This window comes from Prauserella cavernicola (genome assembly GCF_016595675.1).
GTDB lineage: Bacteria > Actinomycetota > Actinomycetes > Mycobacteriales > Pseudonocardiaceae > Prauserella_A > Prauserella_A cavernicola.
In genome coordinates this window covers 888,628-907,020 of the sequence record NZ_JAENJH010000002.1, presented here as the reverse complement: position 1 = coordinate 907,020, position 18,393 = coordinate 888,628, and the positions used below count along the sequence as shown (strand labels likewise).

Below are 18,393 nucleotides of genomic sequence, written 5' to 3'. Positions count from 1 at the left end.
TATCGGGGATGGATAGGGACGAACCATGAAGCCCCGGATCCCTCTCGCACTGCTCACCACGGCCGGCGCCGTGTCCGCCGTCCTGCTCGCCGGCGGCGGCCAGGCCCTCGCCGCACCCGCTACCCCGATCGCCACCCCCATCGCCACCGCGCACGGCACGTTCGGCGAGTACAACGACACCCGCACCGCCTCCACCTACGACACCGAGCTGGTGCCGGAGGGCTCGCGGGCGTCGGTGTTCTCGCTGTCCTCGCCCGTGCTGGGCACCACGACCAAGCTCGGCGTCACCGGCCTGGTGCCGGACCGGCACTACGGCGCACATGTCCACACCAAGCCGTGCGGCGCGAGCGGAACCGACGCGGGCCCGCACTTCCAGCACGAGCAGGACCCCGTGAGCCCCTCGACCGATCCCGCCTACGCCAACCCGGACAACGAGGTGTGGCTCGACCTGCACACCGACGCGCGCGGCAACGGCTTCGCGGTGTCGCACGTCGACTGGTCCTATTCGGAGCGGCGCCCCGCCTCGGTGGTGCTGCACGAGCACCACACCGCCACCGAACCCGGCGAGGCAGGCGACGCGGGCGCCCGCCTGGCGTGCGTGAACGTGAACTTCTAGCTCGCCGTGCGGTGAAGGGCACCTTTACTGCATCCAACGCGGTAAAGGTGCCCTTCACCGCAGCTCAGGACCCTGGCGAGCGTGCTGTGCGGCACCAGCGACAATGGAGGGCGTGACCGCCACCCTGAGCAAGCCCGCGCTGAAGATCGGCCCCTACGAGGTCGATCCGCCGGTCGTGCTCGCCCCGATGGCAGGCATCACCAACGTCGCGTTCCGCAGGCTCTGCCGCGAGTACGGTGCCGGGCTCTACGTATGCGAGATGATCACCGCGCGCGCCGTGGTGGAGCGCCATCCCGGGACGATGCACATGATGTCGTTCGACCACGGCGAGTACCCCAGGTCGATGCAGCTCTACGGCGTCGACCCGAAGACCATGCGCGAGGCCGTCAAGATCATCGTCGGCGAGGGCCTCGCCGACCACATCGACCAGAACTACGGCTGTCCCGTCGCCAAGGTGACCCGCAAGGGCGGTGGCGCCGCGCTGCCGTACAAGCGCACCCTGTTCGGCAACATCGTGCGTGCCTCCGTGGAGGCCGCCGAGCCCGCCGGAGTCCCGGTGACGGTCAAGTTCCGGGTCGGCATCGACGACGAACACCACACCTACCTCGACGCGGGCCGGATCGCCGAGGCCGAGGGGGCCGCGGCGGTGTCGCTGCACGCCCGCACGGCGTCCCAGCGCTACTCCGGTGAGGCCGACTGGACCCGCATCAGCCGCCTCAAAGAGGCCGTCACCTCCATCCCGGTGCTCGGCAACGGCGACATCTTCTCCGCCGACGACGCACTGCGGATGGTCGCCGAGACCGGCTGCGACGGCGTGGTCGTCGGCCGTGGCTGCCTCGGCAGGCCCTGGCTGTTCGGCGAGCTCGAGGCCGCCTTCGCCGGCAGGCCCGCGCCGCAGGGACCGAACCTCGGCGAGGTCTCCCGCGTGCTGCGCAGGCACGCCGAACTGCTCATCGAGCACGACGGAGCCGCCAAGGCGCTGCGCGACCTGCGCAAGCACATGGCCTGGTACTTCATGGGCTTCCCGATCGGCTCCGAACTGCGCCGCTCGTTCGCGATGGTGAGCAGCCTCGACGAGCTCGACGACCTCATCACGCGCCTCGACCACGACGCGCCGTTCCCCTCCGAGGCGCTGGGGCCGAGGGGCCGTCAGGGCTCGCCCGGCAAGGTCACGCTGCCGCACGGCTGGCTCGACGACCCCGACGACCCCTGCGTTCCCGAGGGCGCCGACGTGATGCACTCAGGCGGCTGAGCCACTTCGCCGGAACGGCATGATCGTGGGCACCGGTTCGCCGGTGAGGAAGTCCGCGACGATCGCCGTGCACTGCGCCGGTTTCTCCAGCAGCAGCACGTGCGAGGCGCCGGGCACCACGGCCAGCTCCGAGTTCGCGATGCCCCGGTACAGCGCCAGTGTGTGCTCCAGCGTCACCAGGTCGTCGTCACCGCTGAGCACGAGCGTGCGGCACGTGATCCCGGCCAGGTCGGCCTCGGTGAAGCCGGGCTCCTCGCGAGCGGCCTCCGCGATCTTGGCCATCACCACCGGCAGGTGCTCGACGCCGTCGGGCGAGACCTCGGCGTACATCCGCACCAGCTCGTCGGGCAGCTCGCCGACACCGTCGCGCGGGCTCACGATCATGCCGTCGAGGTCGAACGCCCCGCTGATCAGCACGAGCCGCTCCACCAGGTCGGGTCGCTCCAGCGCGACCGCGAGCGCCACGGTGGCACCGGCGCTATAGCCGACGAGGCGAGCGGACCCGCCCACCACCTTCTCCAGGAACGCGACGGTGTCGCGCGCCATCACCGACACCGTGAGCGGACCCTCGACGTCCGGCGTGTGCCCGTGTCCCCTGCGCTCCGGCAGGTACAGGTGGAAGTTCTCGGCGAGTGCGTCGAGGTTGTCGCAGAACGTCCTCGCGTCACCGAACCCGCCGTGCAGCAGCACCAGCGGCTCGCCGTCGCCCCGCTCGTCGTACCAGGTGCGCACTCCGTCGAGGTCTGTGTACTCAGCCATGACCATCAGCCCGTTCTCGTTCGATCCGGTCGTTGCTCAGGTAGTACGAGCCGGCTCGGGAAAACTCATCGGCAGACCGAAGAACGGGAACAGCCTCGGCGCGTCGAGGTACGTCGTGGTGTGCGCGATCCGATCGCCCCTCGGTTCGAGCAGCACCAGCGCGAAGCCCACGCCGTCGCGATACTGGCCGAACGCGGGGCCTCCGTTGGCACGCACCGGCAGCAGCCGATCGTGCTCGCACGGCTGGCCGGATTGGGTCACGACGGCGGCGATGTCGTCGCGACCGCTCAGCCACCAGGCGAACGGCGGCATCGACATCGTGGCGTCGGAGTGCAGCAGCGCGACGAGGGTGTGTACGTCGTGTGCCTCGAAGGCTGTCACGTAGCGGTCGAGCAGCGCTCGCTGCCGCTCGTCGAGTGGGCCGGACGAGGGGTCCTCGCCGAGCCCGGCGCCGCCGAGCGTGGCGCGCGCTCGCTGCACCGCGCTGGTGACCGAGGCGGTACTGGTCTCCAGCAGCGCGGCCACCTCGTCGGCCTTCCAGCGGAGCACGTCCCGCAGGATCAGCACCGCCCGCTGCCTCGGCGGCAGCAACTGCAGTGCGGCGACGAACGCCAGCCGCACCGTCTCCCTGCCCACGGCCACCTCGGCGGGATCGCCGTCCTCACGCAGCACCCTGTCGTCCGGCACCGGCTGCAGCCACGTGTGCTCGGGCAGCGGCGCGCCGAGCGGGGTGCCGGGGCGCGCGGCGGGCCCGAGGTCCATGGCGCGAGCGCGGCGCTGTGCGCTGCGGAGCATGTCGAAGCAGACGTTGGTGGCGATGGAGTAGAGCCACGAGCGCACGGTGGCCCTGCTCTCGTCGTAGCGCTCGCGGTGCCGCCACGCCCGCACGAGGGTCTCCTGCACCGCGTCCTCGGCTTCGAAGCCGGACCCGAGCATCCGGTAGCAGTAGGCCGTCAGCTCGATCCGGTGGCGGTCGAGCAGCGCGGGGTCGGTCATCCCGCCCACCTCATTTGAGTTGCATAAAACAAGCAGAGTCCAGTAACAGCATGATGCACTAGAATTCATACCATGGGTAAGCGACACTACGGACAGTTCTGCGGTCTGGCGCACGCCGCCGACCTCGTTGGCGAGCGCTGGGCGCTGCTGATCATCCGCGATCTACTGGTGGCCCCCAAGCGATTCACCGACCTTCGGCGTGGACTCCCGAGGATCCCCACCAACGTGCTTTCCGCCAGGCTCAAGCAACTCGAGGCCGAAGGCGTCGTCGAGCGCCGCGTGCTGCCGCGGCCCGACGGGTCCGTCGTGTACGAGCTCACCGACTACGGCAGGGACCTCGAGGAGATCGTGCTCGCGCTCGGCCGCTGGGGCGCGCGGACGCTCGGCGAACCGGGGCCGGACGACATCGTCACGCCCGACTCGCTGGTGATGGCCATGCGCTCGACGTTCCATGCCGACGACGCCCACGACGTGCGGGCGAGCTTCGAACTGCGGCTCGGCGACATCGTGCTCGGCGTGCGGGTGGACGGCGGCAAGCTCGACGTCGCCGAGGGCGAGCTCACCGGCGGTGCCGACCTGGTGATCACCACCGGTCCCGCGATCAAGGCGGTGATGGCGGCCGAGCTGACTCCCGCCGAGGCGATCGAGAACGGCAGCGTCCACCTGGAGGGCGACCCGGCCCTGCTCACGACGTTCGCAACGATCTTCCGGATCTAGCAAACTGCCCATTGACAACCGTGGTTGTTTTTAGCAAGCTCTCTCCCAGAGCAAGCGACAACCACGAAAGGAACCCGACATGGGCACGCAGATCTTCATCAACCTCCCCGTCAAGAACCTCGACAAGTCGGTCGAGTTCTTCACCGGCCTCGGCTTCACGCAGAACAAGGACTTCACCGACGAGAACGCGTCGTCGATGATGATCACCGACGACATCGTGGTGATGCTGCTGACCGAGACCTTCTTCAAGACGTTCACGAAGAAGGAGATCGCGGACGCCACGACGACGACCGAAGCGATCATCGCGCTCGGATTGGAGAGCAGAGCCAAGGTCGACGAAATGTGCGACAAGGCGCTCGCGACGGGCGGCTCGGCCGCGAACGAGACGCAGGACCACGGCTTCATGTACGGCCGCAGCTTCGCCGACCCGGACGGTCACCTGTGGGAGGTCACCTACATGGACCTTTCCGCCATGCCACAGTGACCATTCGGTCACTCTCGTAGTCCGGTTGAGCGATATTCACTTTCCAGCCGTATCCGCACGCTCAAGCAAAGCCTCACTCGAGACGAATACCCATCACGGGGGATGAGGCGAGGAGACGGAACGCGGTGGCGGTGAACCGGGCGGCCCCGGCGGCGACAGGGGCACACGACCCCGCCGGGCTACTGGCCGCCCACGAGGCGATCGCGCGCGAACTGGCCGCGCAGGGGGACTGGCGCAGGGCCTACGAACACCTGGGGTCCGCGCTCGAGCTGGCTCGGGCGGGCGCGTCGTGCAGCCACCCGCAGATCCCGGAGCAGTACCAGCTGGAAGTGGAGCGGTTGCGCCGTGAGCGCGCGCAGGCCAGACACGAGAGCCTGACCGACGCGCTCACGGCCACCTACAACCGGCGCTACCTCGACAGGCGCCTCGGCGAGCTCCGCGCGCCCTCGGTCGCGCTCGTCGACATCGATCTTTTCAAACACATCAACGACCGGTTCGGGCATCAGGTCGGCGACCAGGTGTTGCAACGAGTCGTAGCGCTTTTGCAGCAAACCCTTCCGCCGGACGCCTTCTGCGCGCGCTACGGCGGCGAGGAGTTCGTGCTCGTCGCTCCGGGGGCCGGGCCCGCGGCGGCGGTGGCGCTCGCGGAGCGTGCTCGCGCCCGCGTCGCCGGGTTCCCGTGGACGCACGTACGTCCGGGACTCTCCGTGACGGTCAGCGTTGGTGTGGCGCCGTTCTCCGGCACGAGCGAGCGCCTGGATGATCCACAGAAACAGCTGGCAGAAGCCGATGCGTTGCTGTACGCGGCAAAGCGTGCGGGACGCAATCTGGTGGCCCATCGTGAGCGCGGCCTCGTTCGCTTCCTTCCCACTCTCCGTACTCACGCCACTCGGCCATGCCCGTGACGTGTGCCGATGCTTGATCCCTCACCCGTGGCCGGAATCTGCCGAGCGCAACTCTGCGTAAAAAAGTCACGGCATGGTGTCGTCACGAACGGCGGATATCCGTACGATAACGAACGCTGTCCACAGGACGATCAATCAACTGATCCGTGGGTGACCAAGACCAGACTGTGAAGGGAGAGTGCGTGTCCGACGACGCCGACTCTCCCGGCACGAGTTCACAGGCCGACGAATGGCGTGCTCTCGCGCAGCGGAACCGCAAGGACGCGGAACGCAAGCGCAGGCGCTCCCTGGACGACGGCCAGGGCGGCATCAGCGTTTCCGACGTCGTCGCAAGACACACCGGTAGACGGCCGCAGTTCGAGACGGGCGAGCGGCCGGTCCCACCAAGACAGGCCAGGCCGGTCGAGCCGCCCTCAGGAAATGACCCGGCCTCCGGCGCGGTGCGGCCCCGGCGCCACTCGACCCCGCGCCGAGAGGAACCCCCCTCTGCGGCGCCGCCATCGGCGGCCCCAGGACAGGAACCGACGAACTCGGGCCAGTACCCCCGACCGGCCCAGCACGGACCACCCGCGGCCCCGCCGGCACCCGCGGCCCCGCCGGCCCCGTCGGCGCCGTCGGCGCCGTCGCGAAGGCAACAGTCCCCGCCCCCGCCCCGATCCGAACCCTCCCGACCGGACGACGCGCACGCCGAACCGAGGCACGCGGAGCCGGCCAGGCGGGCCGACGCGCTGCGCGCCGAACCGCCCCGACACGACCCGGCTCCACTCGAACCGCCGCGAACGGCGCCCCCGCGCGCTGAGCGGCCGCGAACGGAGCCTTCGCGCAGCGAGGGACTGCGAGCGGAGCCGTCGCGCCCTGAGGTGCCGGGAGCGGAGGCCACGCGAACGGACCTGTCGCGCCCCGAACCGTCACGAGCGGAACCCCCGCGCGCCGAACGGCAACGAACGGACCCTTCGCGCGCCGAAGGGTTACGAGCGGAGCCGTCGCCGCGCGGTCCGCGAGCGGAGCCGTCGCGCGGCGAAGGGTTACGAGCGGAGCCGTCGGCACGCGATCCGCGAGCGGAGCCGTCGCGCCCGGAACTGTCCCGTCCGGAACCTTCGCGTCCAGAGGCGCCGCGTCCGGAGCTGTCGCGTCCGGAGCTGTCACGTCCAGAGGTGCCGCGTCCGGAAGCGCCGCGAGCGGACCATCCGCGTGCAGCGGGGATGCGAGCGGAGCCGCCACACGCGGCACCGCCGCGAACGGACCAACCGCGCGCCAACGGCTTGCGCCCGGAGCCGCCACACGCTCCGCCGTCATTGGTGGAACCGCCTCGATCGGAACCGCCACGCGCAAATGGCTCGCGAGCGGAACCGCCACGGGGGCCGCGCGGGGAACCTTCTCCTCCGGAACCGTCACATCAGCCGTCGCATCCCGAACTGTCGCGCCCGGAACCGCGCCGCCCTGGCCCGCCGCGAGCGGAGCCGCCACGGCAGGACACGCGGCGATCGGAACGCTCCCTGCCCGAACCGGGCCTGGCGGAGCCGCCGCGAGTGGAGCGCTCGCGGCCAGATCCGGCGCGCCCCGACTTGTCGCGCCCGCAGGCTCCGCACCAGCCCCCGGCTCGCCCCCAACCGCCGCGAGCGGAGCCGTCGCGTCCCGACGCGCCGCGAGCGGAGTCCTCACGCGCCGAACCGCCGCGAGCGGAGTCTCTGCGCGCCGAAGCGCCACGAGCGGGGCAAGCGCGCCCCCTGCCGCCGCACGCCGAGGCGACACGAACGGATCTGTCGCGCCCGGAACCGCCGCGAGCGGAAATGTCGCGCCCCGATCCGTCACGACCGGAACTCTCCCGACCCCAGCCGCCGCACGCCGATCCGGCGCGAACGGAGCAGTCGCACGCTGAGGCCCCGGGCGAGGAGCCCACTCGCAACAACCTGCCGCGGGCCGACCGCCCTCGCAGGCGTCCGTCGCGAGCGGAGCCGCGGCAGCCTGAGCAAAGCCGGGCCGTACCACCTCCACCGGTGGACGACTCGACCATGAACGTCGCCGCCGTGCTCGAGGGCGGGCTAGGGGACCACGGCGACGAAGCCGGTGACGCCCCTGCGCCCGGGCCGAAACGCCCTGTCGCGCCGCCCCGGCCCCGACGCCCACTCCAGCCGCCTCCGACGCCCTCGATCGAGGACCGGCTGACGATGACCGACCAGCTCGAGCCGGTCGACGACACCACGAAGTACAAGCGCAAGATCGACAACTCGCTCGCCCGGTTCTCGGCGGCGCACGACGAGCTGGAAGCCGAGGAGCAGGAGCGGAGGGACCGCCGCGACAAGCTCGTCGCGCGCTTCGAACAGACCCGCACGAAGCTGCATCGCGCCGTCACCGTCGCGACCTCCGTCGTGGGCCAGCGCGGCTCGGCGCTCGTCCAGGACGAGGAGCCCGAGACCGAGAGTGACGACCAGCAGGCCTCGCCGCAGACCCGCCTGCAGGAGAAGAAGGAGCGCCGCAACAACCGGACGCTGCTCGCCGCGCGGGTCACGGCGATCACGCTCGCTGTTCTGGTCTTCATCGCCACCGGCATCGCCTGGGGCGCGAAGACCTGGTTCAACTCGCAGTTCAACGAGATCGCCGCGCTCGACCAGAACTCCAAGGACATCCAGAACGCGCAGGGCCAGCTCGGCGACGAGAACTTCCTGATCGTCGGCTCCGACACCCGCGAGGGCGCCGAGGTGGAGGACAACGTCGGCGACCCAGACGGCGTCCCCGGAGCACGCTCCGACACGGTGATGCTCGCCCACATCCCCAAGGACCGGAAGCGGGCCGTCGTCGTCTCCTTCCCCCGCGACCTGGAGATCTCGCGCCCCGAGTGCGAGCGGTGGAACCCGGAGACCGGCGAGTACGGCGAGGTCGTCGACGCCGCCGACGTGGTGAAGCTCAACTCCGCGTTCAACGTCGGCGGGCCCCGCTGCGTCACCAAGGTGATCCAGCAGATCAGCGGCATGGCGATCAACCATTTCGTCGGCATCGACTTCAACGGCTTCAAGGGAATGGTCGACGCCGTGGGCGGCGTGACCGTGCACATCGACGAGCCGATGGAGGACCAGGAGCTCGGGATGATCGTCGCCGAGACGGGCGACGTGGTGCTGCGCGGCGACCAGGCGCTCAACTTCGTGCGCGCCCGCAAGGTCTACAGCGACCCGACGTTCTCCGACTACGGGCGCATGTCGCGGCAGCAGGAGTTCATGTCCTCGCTGCTGAGCGCCACGCTCTCCCGCGACGTGCTGCTCGACGTCGGCAAGCTCACCGGGTTCGTCAACGCCTTCGCCAGGTCGACGTTCGGCGAGAACATCGGTGTGGACCAGCTGCTCACGCTCGCCCAGTCGATGCAGGGCCTCAGCGCGGGAGCGGTGGAGTTCATGACCGTGCCCACCGTCGGCGAGGCCAACGAGAACTCGAACGAGGAGCTGCTGGAGCAGGACACCGCGGACCTCTTCAAGGCCCTCATCGACAACACGCCGCTGCCCGGCGAGGAGCCCGCCGAGCCGGAGCCCGGCCCCGGAGAGCAGCAGGCGGCGGACTCCTCGGAGTAACCCGAACCGGTGTAGCAGCTGTCCCCGAAAGAGTTAGCCGGGGTTCACCTCAGGTTCATTTGGCAATTCGGCGGCCGTGCCTACCGGGTCGTAGAGTCTGCGGCATGCGCGAGGCTTACCACGTTGAACTCGACAACCTTGCCGACCGGCTTTCCGGTATGTCGAGCCAGGTCGCTGACGCCATGGAGCGGGCGACCCGAGCACTGTTGGACTCGGACCTGAAGCTGGCCGAGCAGGTCATCAGCGACGACGTCAAGGTCGATGACGCGCGCGCCGACTGCGAGGAAAAGGCCTACGCCCTCCTCGCACTGCAGGCGCCCGTGGCCACCGACCTCCGGATCGTCGTGGCGGCACTGCACGCGGCCGAGAGCCTGGAGCGCATGGGCGACCTTGCGCTGCACGTCGCGAAGGCCGCGAGGCGACGCCACCCGGACCCGGTTCTTCCCGAGCAGGTCCGCGCCGCCTTCGCCAAGATGGGCGAGGTCGATGTCCGGCTGGCCCGCAAGGCCGAGGAAGTGATCCGCACCAAGGACGTCGAGGCGGCTCGCAGCATCGAGGCCGACGACGACGAGGTGGACGACATCCACCGCAACCTGTTCAGCGTGATCATGGACAAGGACTGGCCGCACGGCGTCGCGACCGCCGTGGACGTGACCCTGCTGGGCCGGTTCTACGAGCGCTACGCCGACCACGCCGTCTCGGTGGCTCGCCGGATCGTGTTCGTGGTCACCGGAAGGATGCCTGGATACACCGGCAGTGACGTGTAAGCGGGCAATCGACAACCACTGATCACCCAGTTGTCATGTTCTATACGTCGGCGATCACTCATCCGGACAACAGAGAGTCACTTCTCTGTTATGTCGCTGTGATGTCGCCTCTTCGTCGCGTTTCGTTCAGGCTTCGTTCATCCACGCAGCGCTGCGGTGTCATGTGCCGCCCATAGCGTCCGACCACGTGAGGATTCCCCAGCGGAGGCGTCTGCCTGCCGCGGAGACTTGGAAGAGGTTAACTGTGAAGCGTACCACCCTGGGCCGCGTTTTCGCCCTCCCAGCGGCAGCCGCGCTCACCTTCGGCCTGGCGGCCTGCGGCTCGGCCAACGAGCAGGGCAGCGGCAGCGGGGGCTCCGGCGAGGGCCTGTCGGGCACGATCTCCGGCGCAGGCGCCAGCTCGCAGGAGGCCGCCCAGCAGGCCTGGCAGGCAGGCTTCATCGGCCAGAACGGCGACGCGACGGTCAACTACGACCCGATCGGCTCGGGCGGCGGTCGTGAGCAGTTCATCAGCGGCGGTTCCGACTTCGGTGGCACCGACTCGTACCTGGACGACGAGGAGCTGGCCAAGGCCAAGGAGCGTTGCGGCGAGCTCGTCGAGGTCCCGGCCTACGTCTCGCCGATCGCCGTGGTCTTCAAGCTGGACGGTGTCGACGAGCTGAACCTCAAGCCCGCGACGATCGCCAAGATCTTCAACCAGCAGATCAAGAAGTGGAACGACCCGGCCATCGCCGAGGACAACCCGAACGCCGACCTGCCGGACACCGCGATCACCCCGGTGAACCGCTCCGACGAGTCGGGAACGACCGAGAACTTCACCGAGTACCTCACGGCCACGGCCGAGGCCGACTGGCCGCACGAGGCCAGCGGTGACTGGCCTGTGCCGGGTGGCGAGGCCGCCCAGGGCACCTCGGGTGTCATCCAGGCCGTGTCCAACGGCAACGGCACCATCGGCTACGCCGACGCCAGCCAGGCCGGCGAGCTGAGCACCGTCAAGGTCGGCGTCGGCGAGGAGTTCGTCGCCTACTCGCCCGAGGCCGCCGCGGCGGTCGTGGACGTGTCGGAGCGGCACGAGGGCCGTGGCGAGTACAGCTTCGCCTACGATCTGGCCCGCGACACCACCGAGGCCGGCACCTACCCGATCGTCCTCGTGTCGTACGGCATCGCCTGCGCCAACTACGACGACGCCAACAAGGCCGAACTCGTGAAGTCGTACTTCAACTACATCATCAGCGAAGAGGGCCAGAAGGCATCGGCCGACGCTGCCGGCTCGGCTCCCATCTCGGACAAGCTGCGTGAGCAGATCCAGCCCGCGGTCGACGCGATCTCCGCGAACAGCTGAGTAACAACAGCTCCAGCGTCCGGGTGGTCACCTCTTCTTGGTGGCCACCCGGACACACGCTTTGAGAAGGGTTAGAAGGGAATCCAAGTGCCGCCCAGCACAACGAGGCCGAAGGCACCGAAGGTGCCGCAACGGCCCGGGGACCGCATTTTCGCCGGCGCTTCCACGGGGGCGGGCGTGCTCATCCTCGTGGTCCTCGCCGGGGTCGCCGCGTTCCTGCTCGTCGAGGCCTGGCCGTCGCTCACGGCCCCCGCCGAGGACATCCCGGGTGGCGAGGGGGTGGCGGTCTACGTCTGGCCGCTGCTGTTCGGCACTCTGATCTCGGCCGTCTTCGCTCTGCTGATCGCGTCGCCGCTGGCGGTCGCGATCGCCCTGTTCATCACGTACTACGCGCCGCGCCGCATCGCCGCGGGTCTCGGATACCTGATCGACCTGCTGGCCGCGGTGCCGAGCATCATCTACGGCCTCTGGGGTTTCACCGTGCTCGCGCCGCTGACGGTCGAGCCGGCGAACTGGCTCGCCGAGAACCTCGGGTTCATCCCGCTGTTCGCGGGCCCACCGTCGGCCACCGGCCGCACGATGCTCGTGGCGGTCATCGTGCTCGCCGTGATGATCCTGCCGATCATCACCGCCGTGGTGCGTGAGGCATTCCGGCAGACTCCGCGTCTGCACGAGGAGGCATCGCTCGCTCTCGGCGCCACCCGCTGGGAGATGATCCGGATGGCGGCGCTGCCGTTCGGCCGCTCGAGCATCATCGGTGCCTCGATGCTGGGCCTCGGCCGCGCGCTCGGCGAGACGATGGCCGTCGCCATCGTGCTCTCCGTCTCCGGCGGCGTCACCTTCAACCTGATCAGCAGTGCCAACCCCTCGACGATCGCGGCGAACATCGCGCTCCAGTTCCCCGAGTCGTCGGGCATCGCGGTGAACACGCTGATCGCATCGGGTCTGGTCCTCTTCGCGATCACGCTGGCCGTGAACATGGTGGCTCGCGCGGTGATCAACCGCCGCAAGGAATTCTCGGGAGCCAACTGATGCCGACTCCTACCTCACAGAGCTCCGAATCCGACCTCTACACACCGCTCACAGGCGCTCCGCTCACCGCGGGACAGCTGCCGAGGGGAGCGGCGCCGCTGACACTGGCGATCGTCGCGCTGGCCGCGCTGGGTCTGTGGCAGTTCGCCGACTGGAGCCCCGCGGGGGCCGCCGTGGTGGGCGCGCTCGTCTACACGGCCGTCATCTACCTGTGGTCGCGCGTGGTCGAGGGGCCGCGAAAGGCCACCGACCGGCTCGTCACCGCGGTGGTGACGTGCGCGTTCCTGCTGGCTCTGCTGCCGCTGATCTCCGTCGTGGTGACGGTGCTGTCCAACGGCCTCGCCCGGTTCGACACCGAGTTCTTCTCGTACTCGATGCGCGGGATCGTCGGCGAGGGCGGCGGTGCCTACCACGCCATCATGGGCACGCTGATCATCACGGCGCTCGCCGCGCTGATCTCGGTGCCGGTGGGTCTGCTCACCGCCGTGTACCTGGTGGAGTACGGCCGGGGCAAGCTGGCCAAGGCCATCACGTTCTTCGTCGACGTCATGACCGGCATCCCGTCGATCGTGGCCGGCCTGTTCGCCTACGCCCTGTTCGCGCTCATCTTCGGTCCCGGGGTCCGAATGGGCATCATGGGCGCGATCGCGCTGAGCGTGCTGATGATCCCCGTGGTGGTGCGATCCACCGAGGAGATGCTCAAGCTCGTGCCCAACGAGCTGCGGGAGGCGTCCTACGCGCTGGCCGTGCCGAAGTGGCGCACGATCGTCAAGGTCGTGCTCCCCACGGCACTCGCCGGTATCGCGACGGGTGTGACGCTGGCGATCGCCCGCGTCATCGGTGAGACGGCCCCATTGCTGATCACGGTCGGTATCACGTCGAGTGACAACTTCAATCCGTTCGACGGCCGGATGGCGACGCTGTCGGTATTCTCGTACTACGAGTACGTGAACCCTGGTGTTCCGCCTCAGTTCTCCCTCGACCGTGCGTGGGCAGCCGCACTGACGCTGATCATCATCGTGATGGTGCTCAACCTCGTGGCCCGGCTCATCTCCCGACTGTTCGCTCCGAAGACGCGCGCGTGAGCGGCGTCCGAGAAGACCAGGAAGACTAGGAAGGCACTGTGGCAAAGCGCATCGAGGTCAAGGATCTCGACATCTACTACGACAAGTTCCTCGCCGTGCAGGGCGTGTCGATGACGATCCAGCCACGGTCGGTCACCGCGCTGATCGGCCCTTCCGGTTGCGGCAAGTCGACGTTCCTGCGCACGCTCAACCGGATGCACGAGCTGGTGCCCAACGCCAGGGTCGACGGCAAGATCTTCATGGACGACGACGACCTCTACGGCGCGGCCGTGGACCCGGTCAACGTCCGCAGGCAGATCGGGATGGTGTTCCAGCGCCCCAACCCGTTCCCCACCATGTCCATCTACGACAACGTGGCCGCCGGGCTCAAGCTCAACAACAAGCGCCTCCGCAAGGCCGAGATGGACGAGGTCGTGGAGCGTGCGCTGAGCGCGGCCAACCTGTGGGAAGAGGTCAAGGACCGGCTGCCGAAGCCCGGTTCCGGCCTCTCCGGCGGGCAGCAGCAGCGGCTCTGCATCGCGCGGGCCATCGCCGTGCAGCCGGACGTGCTGCTGATGGACGAGCCGTGCTCGGCGCTGGACCCGATCTCCACGCAGGCCATCGAGGACCTGATGCTGGAGCTCAAGGAGAAGTACACGATCGTCATCGTCACCCACAACATGCAGCAGGCCGCCCGCGTCAGCGACATGACGGGGTTCTTCAACCTGCGTGGCGTCGGCCAGCCCGGCGAGCTGGTGGAGATCGACGAGACGACCAAGATCTTCTCCACACCCAGCAAGAAGGCCACGGAGGACTACATCTCCGGCCGCTTCGGCTGATCGCCGCTTCGGGCGGGGTGCTCGTCACTCCGCCCGAAGCGCGCTGCGCGCGGGTCTGCCCGCGCGCACGAACCGGACGTGGGGATGTCCCTCCGGTTCCAGGGTCACGACGGCACGCACGCCGTAGACCCGCTCGATGAGCTCCTCGGTGAGCACCTCTTCGGGGCGGCCCGCCGCCACCACCTTCCCGCTCTGGAGCACCACCAGCCGGTCGCAGTACATGGCGGCCAGGTTCAGGTCGTGCAGCGCCACCACGGTGGTGAGCGGGAGCCCCACCAGCAGGTTCAGCAGGTCGAACTGGTGCTGGATGTCGAGGTGGTTGGTCGGTTCGTCCAGCAGCAACTCCCGCGGCTGCTGCGCCAGCGCGCGGGCGATCTGCACCCGCTGCCGTTCGCCTCCCGACAGCGTCTGCCATCGTCTGTCCACTTTGTCCGTCAGCCCGGCGTGTTCGAGCGCGGCGCCGACCGCGTCGTCGTCCTCGGCCGAGGAGGGCAGCCAGGTGCGGCGGTGCGGGATCCGGCCCAGCCGCACCACGTCCAGCACGGTGAGCGGCACCTGGGTGTCGGTGTGCTGTTCCACCACGGCGATGCGGCGCGCGAGCGAACGTCGGCCGACGTCGTCGAGCCGCTCGCCGTCCAGTGTCACCACACCCGTGGTGGGGGCCAGCACGCCTGCCAGCAGCCGCAGCAGCGTCGACTTTCCCGAACCGTTGGGCCCGAGCAGGCCCACCGTGGCCCCTGCCTCCGGCGCGATGCTGACGTCGTCGAGCACGATCCGGCCGCCGAGCGAGCGCGTGACGCGCTCGGCGGCGATGCCGTCGGCGGTCATCGGGCACCTCGCGCGCGGTAGAGGATGAGCACGAACGCGGGCACACCGATGAGTGCGGTCACCACACCCACCGGCACTTCCTGCGGGTCGAGCACTGTCCTGGCGAGCGTGTCGACCCACACCAGGAACACCGCGCCCGCGAGCGCGGTCACCGGCAGCAGCCGCGCGTGGTTCGGGCCGGCCAGCGCGCGGGCGGCGTGCGGCAGCACGAGTCCGACGAACCCGATCGCGCCTGCCGAGCTCACCAGTACCGCCGTCAGCAGCGCGGTCACGCACAACAGCACCAGGCGCGTACGGGCCACCGAGACGCCGAGCGTTGCGGCCGCGTCCTCGCCGAACGCGAACGCGTCGAGCGAGCGCGCGTACCCGGCGCACACCAGCAACGTCGCGGCGAGCACCGCGAAGCACGTGCCCACCTCGGCCCAGCTCGCGTTGCTGAGCGAGCCCAGCAGCCAGAACAACACTCCGCGCGTGGTCTCGGCGTCGCCGGAGGTCAGCACGACGAACGACGTCAGCGCCGAGAACAGCTGCATCACCGCGACCCCGGAGAGCACCACGCGGTCGGTGGTGCCGCCGAGCGTGTGGCTGAGCAGCAGCACGAACGCGAACGAGGCCACCGCGCCGAGGAACGCGCCCGCCGACATCGACACCACACCACCGCCCGCGCCGAGCACCACCACCAGCACCGCACCCGTCGAGGCGCCCGAGGACACCCCGAGCACGAACGGATCGGCCAGTGGGTTGCGCAGCAGCGACTGCATGATCGCGCCGCACACCGCGAGCCCGGCGCCGCACACGGCGGCCAGCAGCGTCCTCGGCAGGCGCAGGTTCCACACGATGCCGTCGCGGATGGCCGACAACCCCGACTCGCCGATGCCGAGCCGGGCGACCACCGCGGACCAGACCTCGCCGACCTCGATGTTCGCGGGGCCGAAGGTGATGGCGAGCGCGATCGACAGCGCCAGCGCCACCACCCCGCCGAGCAGCACCAGCGGCAGCCGCGAGCGCCGCGTCAGCTGCGCGAGACTCACCCGGCGAGCCCGAACTCGCGCAGCTTCGCGGCCAGCTCCTCGACACCGGCGACCGTGCGGATCGACGGGTTCAGCGCCTGCCCGCTGAGCAGCACGTAGCGCTTGTCCCGCACGGCCTTCAGGTTGCGGGTCACCGGGTGCGACTCCAGGAACTCGATCTTCTTCGCGGCGGTCTCCGCCGTCTGCGACTTCCGGGTCAGGTCACCGATCACGAGCACGTCGGGATCGCGTTCGGCCACCGTCTCCCAGTTGATCTGCGGCCACTCGTCGCGGGTGTCGTCGAAGACGTTCTCGCCGCCGACCGCCTTCGTCATCACGCCAGGGGCGCCGCAGCAGCCTGCGAGGTAGGGCGCCTCCGAGTTGGCGAACCAGTAGAGCAGCGTGACTCCCGAGGCATCGAGGCCGTCGGTCGCCCGTTCGAGCCTGCCGCGCAGCTCCGACACCAGACGCTCGCCGCGCTCCTCCACGTCGAAGAGCGTGGCCAGCTCACGCACCTCGGTGTAGATCGTGTCCATCGTCAGTGTCGTGTCCCTGCGCCCGTCGCCTGCGCCCTCGTTGTTCTTCGTGCAGTCCGAAGGGGACAGATAGCTGGGCACGCCGAGCTCGGAGAACTGGTCGCGTGTGGCTACGCCGCCCTTGCCGAGGGTCGCCACGAAGGACGCGGTGACGAAGTCGGGTTCGGTGCTCAGCACCGACTCGAACGACGGCATGTTGTCGGCCAGCCTCGGGACGCCCTCGTTGGCGGCCGCGAGGTCGTCGGGCAGCGGGTCGGTCCACGTCGCGGTGCCGACGATCCGGTCGGCCAGCCCCAGCGACAGCAGGATCTCCGTGGTGCCCTGGTTCAGCGACACGACCTTCTGCGGCGGCGCCTCGACGGTGGTGCGCACCCCGCAGTTGTCCACGGTGCGCGGGTAGCCGGGAGCGGCCCGGTCGTCGTCGCCGGTGCCACCGGTGCCACCGCACGCGGCGAGCGGGACCAGCAGGGCCAGCGAAAGCGGAAGGGCGAGACGGCGGAGCGGGAAGGCCACAGCGTTCCTCTGCGTCGAGGGCCCATGCGCGGAGCCCGAACCGGACAGCGACTCCCGGCTCACGCCGGGGTGCCAGCAGGTCTTCGGACTCGGGATCGTCCGGACGGAAACGCCTTCCCGGAAGCGTCGCTCCAGTGGCATCGTGTCCCGCCCGTCACCCTCACCGCTGCGCGTCAGTTCCGGACTCTCACCGGATTTCCTGACTCACGTCGTTCGTGAGTACGACTGGCGGCGGCAACGTATCACGGACGGGCGTACTGGACGTCCGTTTCGTGACGCACGAAACCGAGGCGCTGATACACCGCGACGGCGGGCGCGTTGTCGCCCTCGACGTACAGGATCACCTGACCCAGCCCGCGTTGTGCGAGGTGACGAAGGCCCGCGAGCGTCAGCGCCCTGCCGAGCCCACCGCCCTGCGCGCCGGGGTCGACGCCGACGACGTAGACCTCGCCCACTTCTTCGCCGCCGAAGCGCTCGGGGTTGGCCGGGTGCACCTTGGTCCAGTGGAAGCCGACGACAGTGCCGTCGGCGTTCTCGGCGAGGAAGAAGCCCTCGGGGTCGAACCAGCTCTCGGACTCGGTGCGGCGCAGGTCGTCGACGGTCAGCGCGCCCTGCTCGGGGTGCCAGTCGAAGGCGCGGGCGTTGACGTCGATCACCGCCTGCTCGTCGTGGCCGGGGCGGAACGTGCGCAGCGTGAGCCCCTCGGCGGGGGTCGGCTCCGGCCAGTCGGCGTCGGCGACCCGCACGTGCATCACGAGCAGCTCGCGGACGCGCTCGAAGCCGAGTCGCGTGGCCAGCCGCGCGGCCGCGGGGTGATCGCCGTGCGCCCACACGCGGAGCTGGTCGGGCACCTGCGCCGCGAGCTCGCGCGCCAGCGCCGCGCCGTGGCCCTTGCCGCGGTGCTCGGGGTGGACGATCAGCTCGGCGACCTGCCTGCCGAACGAGTCGCCCCCGGTGTCGAGGTGCGCCACGCCCACCAGCTCGCCGCCGTCGTGGCCGAGCAGGAACCTGCCGCCGGCGAACTCACCCGGCAGCGGCCCGTCCCGCTCGATCTCCGGCCTGCCGTCGGCGGCGCGTGCCGCAAGCAACAACGCGCGCACCGAGTCGGTACGCGCGTCGTCGAGGTCGTTCACCCACGCTGTCTCGAGCATGAGTCGAGACTAACCGCGGCGG

General features: G+C 69.7%; 17 protein-coding genes and 1 riboswitch. Of the genes, 11 read left to right on the top strand and 6 right to left on the bottom strand.

The window, feature by feature from the left end; all coding sequences use genetic code 11:
• The first annotated feature begins 25 nt into the window (after window positions 1–25).
• Together JHE00_RS11050 and dusB are read left to right on the top strand one after the other, a co-directional pair.
• Window positions 26–616 (top strand): superoxide dismutase family protein, encoded by a 591-nt coding sequence (locus JHE00_RS11050; protein WP_200317570.1) that lies wholly within the window; start codon window positions 26–28, stop codon window positions 614–616.
• A gap of 103 nt (window positions 617–719) precedes the next feature.
• A complete protein-coding gene (dusB, locus tag JHE00_RS11045) occupies window positions 720–1,868 on the top strand; it encodes a tRNA dihydrouridine synthase DusB (protein WP_200317569.1) in 1,149 nt (382 codons plus the stop codon).
• Here the strand turns inward: dusB and JHE00_RS11040 are convergent.
• Both JHE00_RS11040 and JHE00_RS11035 read right to left on the bottom strand, forming a co-directional pair.
• On the bottom strand, window positions 1,857–2,627 hold the full coding sequence (locus JHE00_RS11040; RefSeq protein ID WP_200317568.1) for an alpha/beta fold hydrolase: 771 nt from the start codon (window positions 2,625–2,627) through the stop codon (window positions 1,857–1,859). The two genes, dusB and JHE00_RS11040, sit on opposite strands and share 12 nt — an antisense overlap.
• A 36-nt stretch (window positions 2,628–2,663) precedes the next feature.
• Window positions 2,664–3,623 (bottom strand): sigma-70 family RNA polymerase sigma factor, encoded by a 960-nt coding sequence (locus JHE00_RS11035; RefSeq protein WP_200317567.1) that lies wholly within the window; start codon window positions 3,621–3,623, stop codon window positions 2,664–2,666.
• A 72-nt stretch (window positions 3,624–3,695) separates the two neighbouring features.
• Between JHE00_RS11035 and JHE00_RS11030 the strand changes: the two genes are divergently transcribed.
• From JHE00_RS11030 to pstB, 9 genes are all read left to right on the top strand, one after another.
• Window positions 3,696–4,340 (top strand): winged helix-turn-helix transcriptional regulator, encoded by a 645-nt coding sequence (locus JHE00_RS11030; RefSeq protein ID WP_200317566.1) that lies wholly within the window; start codon window positions 3,696–3,698, stop codon window positions 4,338–4,340.
• Between the two features lie 79 nt (window positions 4,341–4,419).
• Window positions 4,420–4,824: a VOC family protein gene (locus JHE00_RS11025; protein WP_200317565.1), complete on the top strand. Its 405-nt coding sequence runs from the start codon at window positions 4,420–4,422 to the stop codon at window positions 4,822–4,824.
• 125 nt (window positions 4,825–4,949) lie between these two features.
• Window positions 4,950–5,729 (top strand): GGDEF domain-containing protein, encoded by a 780-nt coding sequence (locus tag JHE00_RS11020; RefSeq protein ID WP_200317563.1) that lies wholly within the window; start codon window positions 4,950–4,952, stop codon window positions 5,727–5,729.
• A 2,168-nt stretch (window positions 5,730–7,897) separates the two neighbouring features.
• Window positions 7,898–9,289 (top strand): LCP family protein, encoded by a 1,392-nt coding sequence (locus JHE00_RS11015; RefSeq protein WP_200317561.1) that lies wholly within the window; start codon window positions 7,898–7,900, stop codon window positions 9,287–9,289.
• A gap of 104 nt (window positions 9,290–9,393) precedes the next feature.
• Window positions 9,394–10,056, top strand: coding sequence for a phosphate signaling complex protein PhoU (gene phoU / locus JHE00_RS11010; RefSeq protein WP_200317559.1), 663 nt, complete (start codon window positions 9,394–9,396; stop codon window positions 10,054–10,056).
• Window positions 10,057–10,300: 244 nt separating this feature from the next.
• Window positions 10,301–11,398: a phosphate ABC transporter substrate-binding protein PstS gene (gene pstS / locus JHE00_RS11005; RefSeq protein WP_200317557.1), complete on the top strand. Its 1,098-nt coding sequence runs from the start codon at window positions 10,301–10,303 to the stop codon at window positions 11,396–11,398.
• Between the two features lie 87 nt (window positions 11,399–11,485).
• Window positions 11,486–12,430, top strand: a complete 945-nt coding sequence (gene pstC / locus JHE00_RS11000) for a phosphate ABC transporter permease subunit PstC (RefSeq protein WP_307831890.1) — start codon at window positions 11,486–11,488, stop codon at window positions 12,428–12,430.
• The gene (pstA, locus tag JHE00_RS10995; protein WP_200317555.1) at window positions 12,430–13,515 is read left to right on the top strand and encodes a phosphate ABC transporter permease PstA; all 1,086 of its coding nucleotides are present in this window, start codon (window positions 12,430–12,432) and stop codon (window positions 13,513–13,515) included. The genes pstC and pstA overlap by 1 nt, the downstream gene beginning before the upstream one ends.
• Window positions 13,516–13,553: 38 nt before the next feature.
• Window positions 13,554–14,333 carry a phosphate ABC transporter ATP-binding protein PstB gene (gene pstB / locus JHE00_RS10990; RefSeq protein WP_200317553.1) on the top strand — a complete coding sequence of 260 codons (780 nt, stop codon included), beginning with the start codon at window positions 13,554–13,556 and terminating at the stop codon, window positions 14,331–14,333.
• 24 nt (window positions 14,334–14,357) lie between these two features.
• Here the strand turns inward: pstB and JHE00_RS10985 are convergent, their stop codons facing one another.
• From JHE00_RS10985 to mshD, 4 genes are all read right to left on the bottom strand, one after another.
• Window positions 14,358–15,161: an ABC transporter ATP-binding protein gene (locus tag JHE00_RS10985; RefSeq protein WP_200317551.1), complete on the bottom strand. Its 804-nt coding sequence runs from the start codon at window positions 15,159–15,161 to the stop codon at window positions 14,358–14,360.
• The gene (locus tag JHE00_RS10980) at window positions 15,158–16,159 is read right to left on the bottom strand and encodes a FecCD family ABC transporter permease (protein WP_504739428.1); all 1,002 of its coding nucleotides are present in this window, start codon (window positions 16,157–16,159) and stop codon (window positions 15,158–15,160) included. Before JHE00_RS10980 ends, JHE00_RS10985 begins: the two co-directional genes overlap by 4 nt.
• 29 nt (window positions 16,160–16,188) lie before the next feature.
• Window positions 16,189–17,220 carry an ABC transporter substrate-binding protein gene (locus tag JHE00_RS10975; RefSeq protein ID WP_307831889.1) on the bottom strand — a complete coding sequence of 344 codons (1,032 nt, stop codon included), beginning with the start codon at window positions 17,218–17,220 and terminating at the stop codon, window positions 16,189–16,191.
• 57 nt (window positions 17,221–17,277) lie between these two features.
• Window positions 17,278–17,463: riboswitch (cobalamin riboswitch) on the bottom strand.
• A complete protein-coding gene (mshD, locus tag JHE00_RS10970; protein ID WP_200317549.1) occupies window positions 17,463–18,371 on the bottom strand; it encodes a mycothiol synthase in 909 nt (302 codons plus the stop codon). (Overlaps the previous riboswitch by 1 nt.)
• Window positions 18,372–18,393 lie beyond the last annotated feature (22 nt).

Excerpts from the sequence above, each read along its gene's own strand:
- JHE00_RS11015 (WP_200317561.1), top strand. The coding sequence starts at position 7,898 with ATGACCGACCAGCTCGAGCCGGTCGACGACACCACGAAGTACAAGCGC.
- JHE00_RS11040 (WP_200317568.1), bottom strand. The coding sequence starts at position 2,627 with ATGGCTGAGTACACAGACCTCGACGGAGTGCGCACCTGGTACGACGAG.
- dusB (WP_200317569.1), top strand. The coding sequence starts at position 720 with ATGGAGGGCGTGACCGCCACCCTGAGCAAGCCCGCGCTGAAGATCGGC.
- pstA (WP_200317555.1), top strand. The coding sequence starts at position 12,430 with ATGCCGACTCCTACCTCACAGAGCTCCGAATCCGACCTCTACACACCG.
- JHE00_RS11030 (WP_200317566.1), top strand. The coding sequence starts at position 3,696 with ATGGGTAAGCGACACTACGGACAGTTCTGCGGTCTGGCGCACGCCGCC.
- JHE00_RS11050 (WP_200317570.1), top strand. The coding sequence starts at position 26 with ATGAAGCCCCGGATCCCTCTCGCACTGCTCACCACGGCCGGCGCCGTG.
- JHE00_RS11025 (WP_200317565.1), top strand. The coding sequence starts at position 4,420 with ATGGGCACGCAGATCTTCATCAACCTCCCCGTCAAGAACCTCGACAAG.
- mshD (WP_200317549.1), bottom strand. The coding sequence starts at position 18,371 with ATGCTCGAGACAGCGTGGGTGAACGACCTCGACGACGCGCGTACCGAC.
- JHE00_RS11035 (WP_200317567.1), bottom strand. The coding sequence starts at position 3,623 with ATGACCGACCCCGCGCTGCTCGACCGCCACCGGATCGAGCTGACGGCC.
- JHE00_RS10985 (WP_200317551.1), bottom strand. The coding sequence starts at position 15,161 with ATGACCGCCGACGGCATCGCCGCCGAGCGCGTCACGCGCTCGCTCGGC.
- phoU (WP_200317559.1), top strand. The coding sequence starts at position 9,394 with ATGCGCGAGGCTTACCACGTTGAACTCGACAACCTTGCCGACCGGCTT.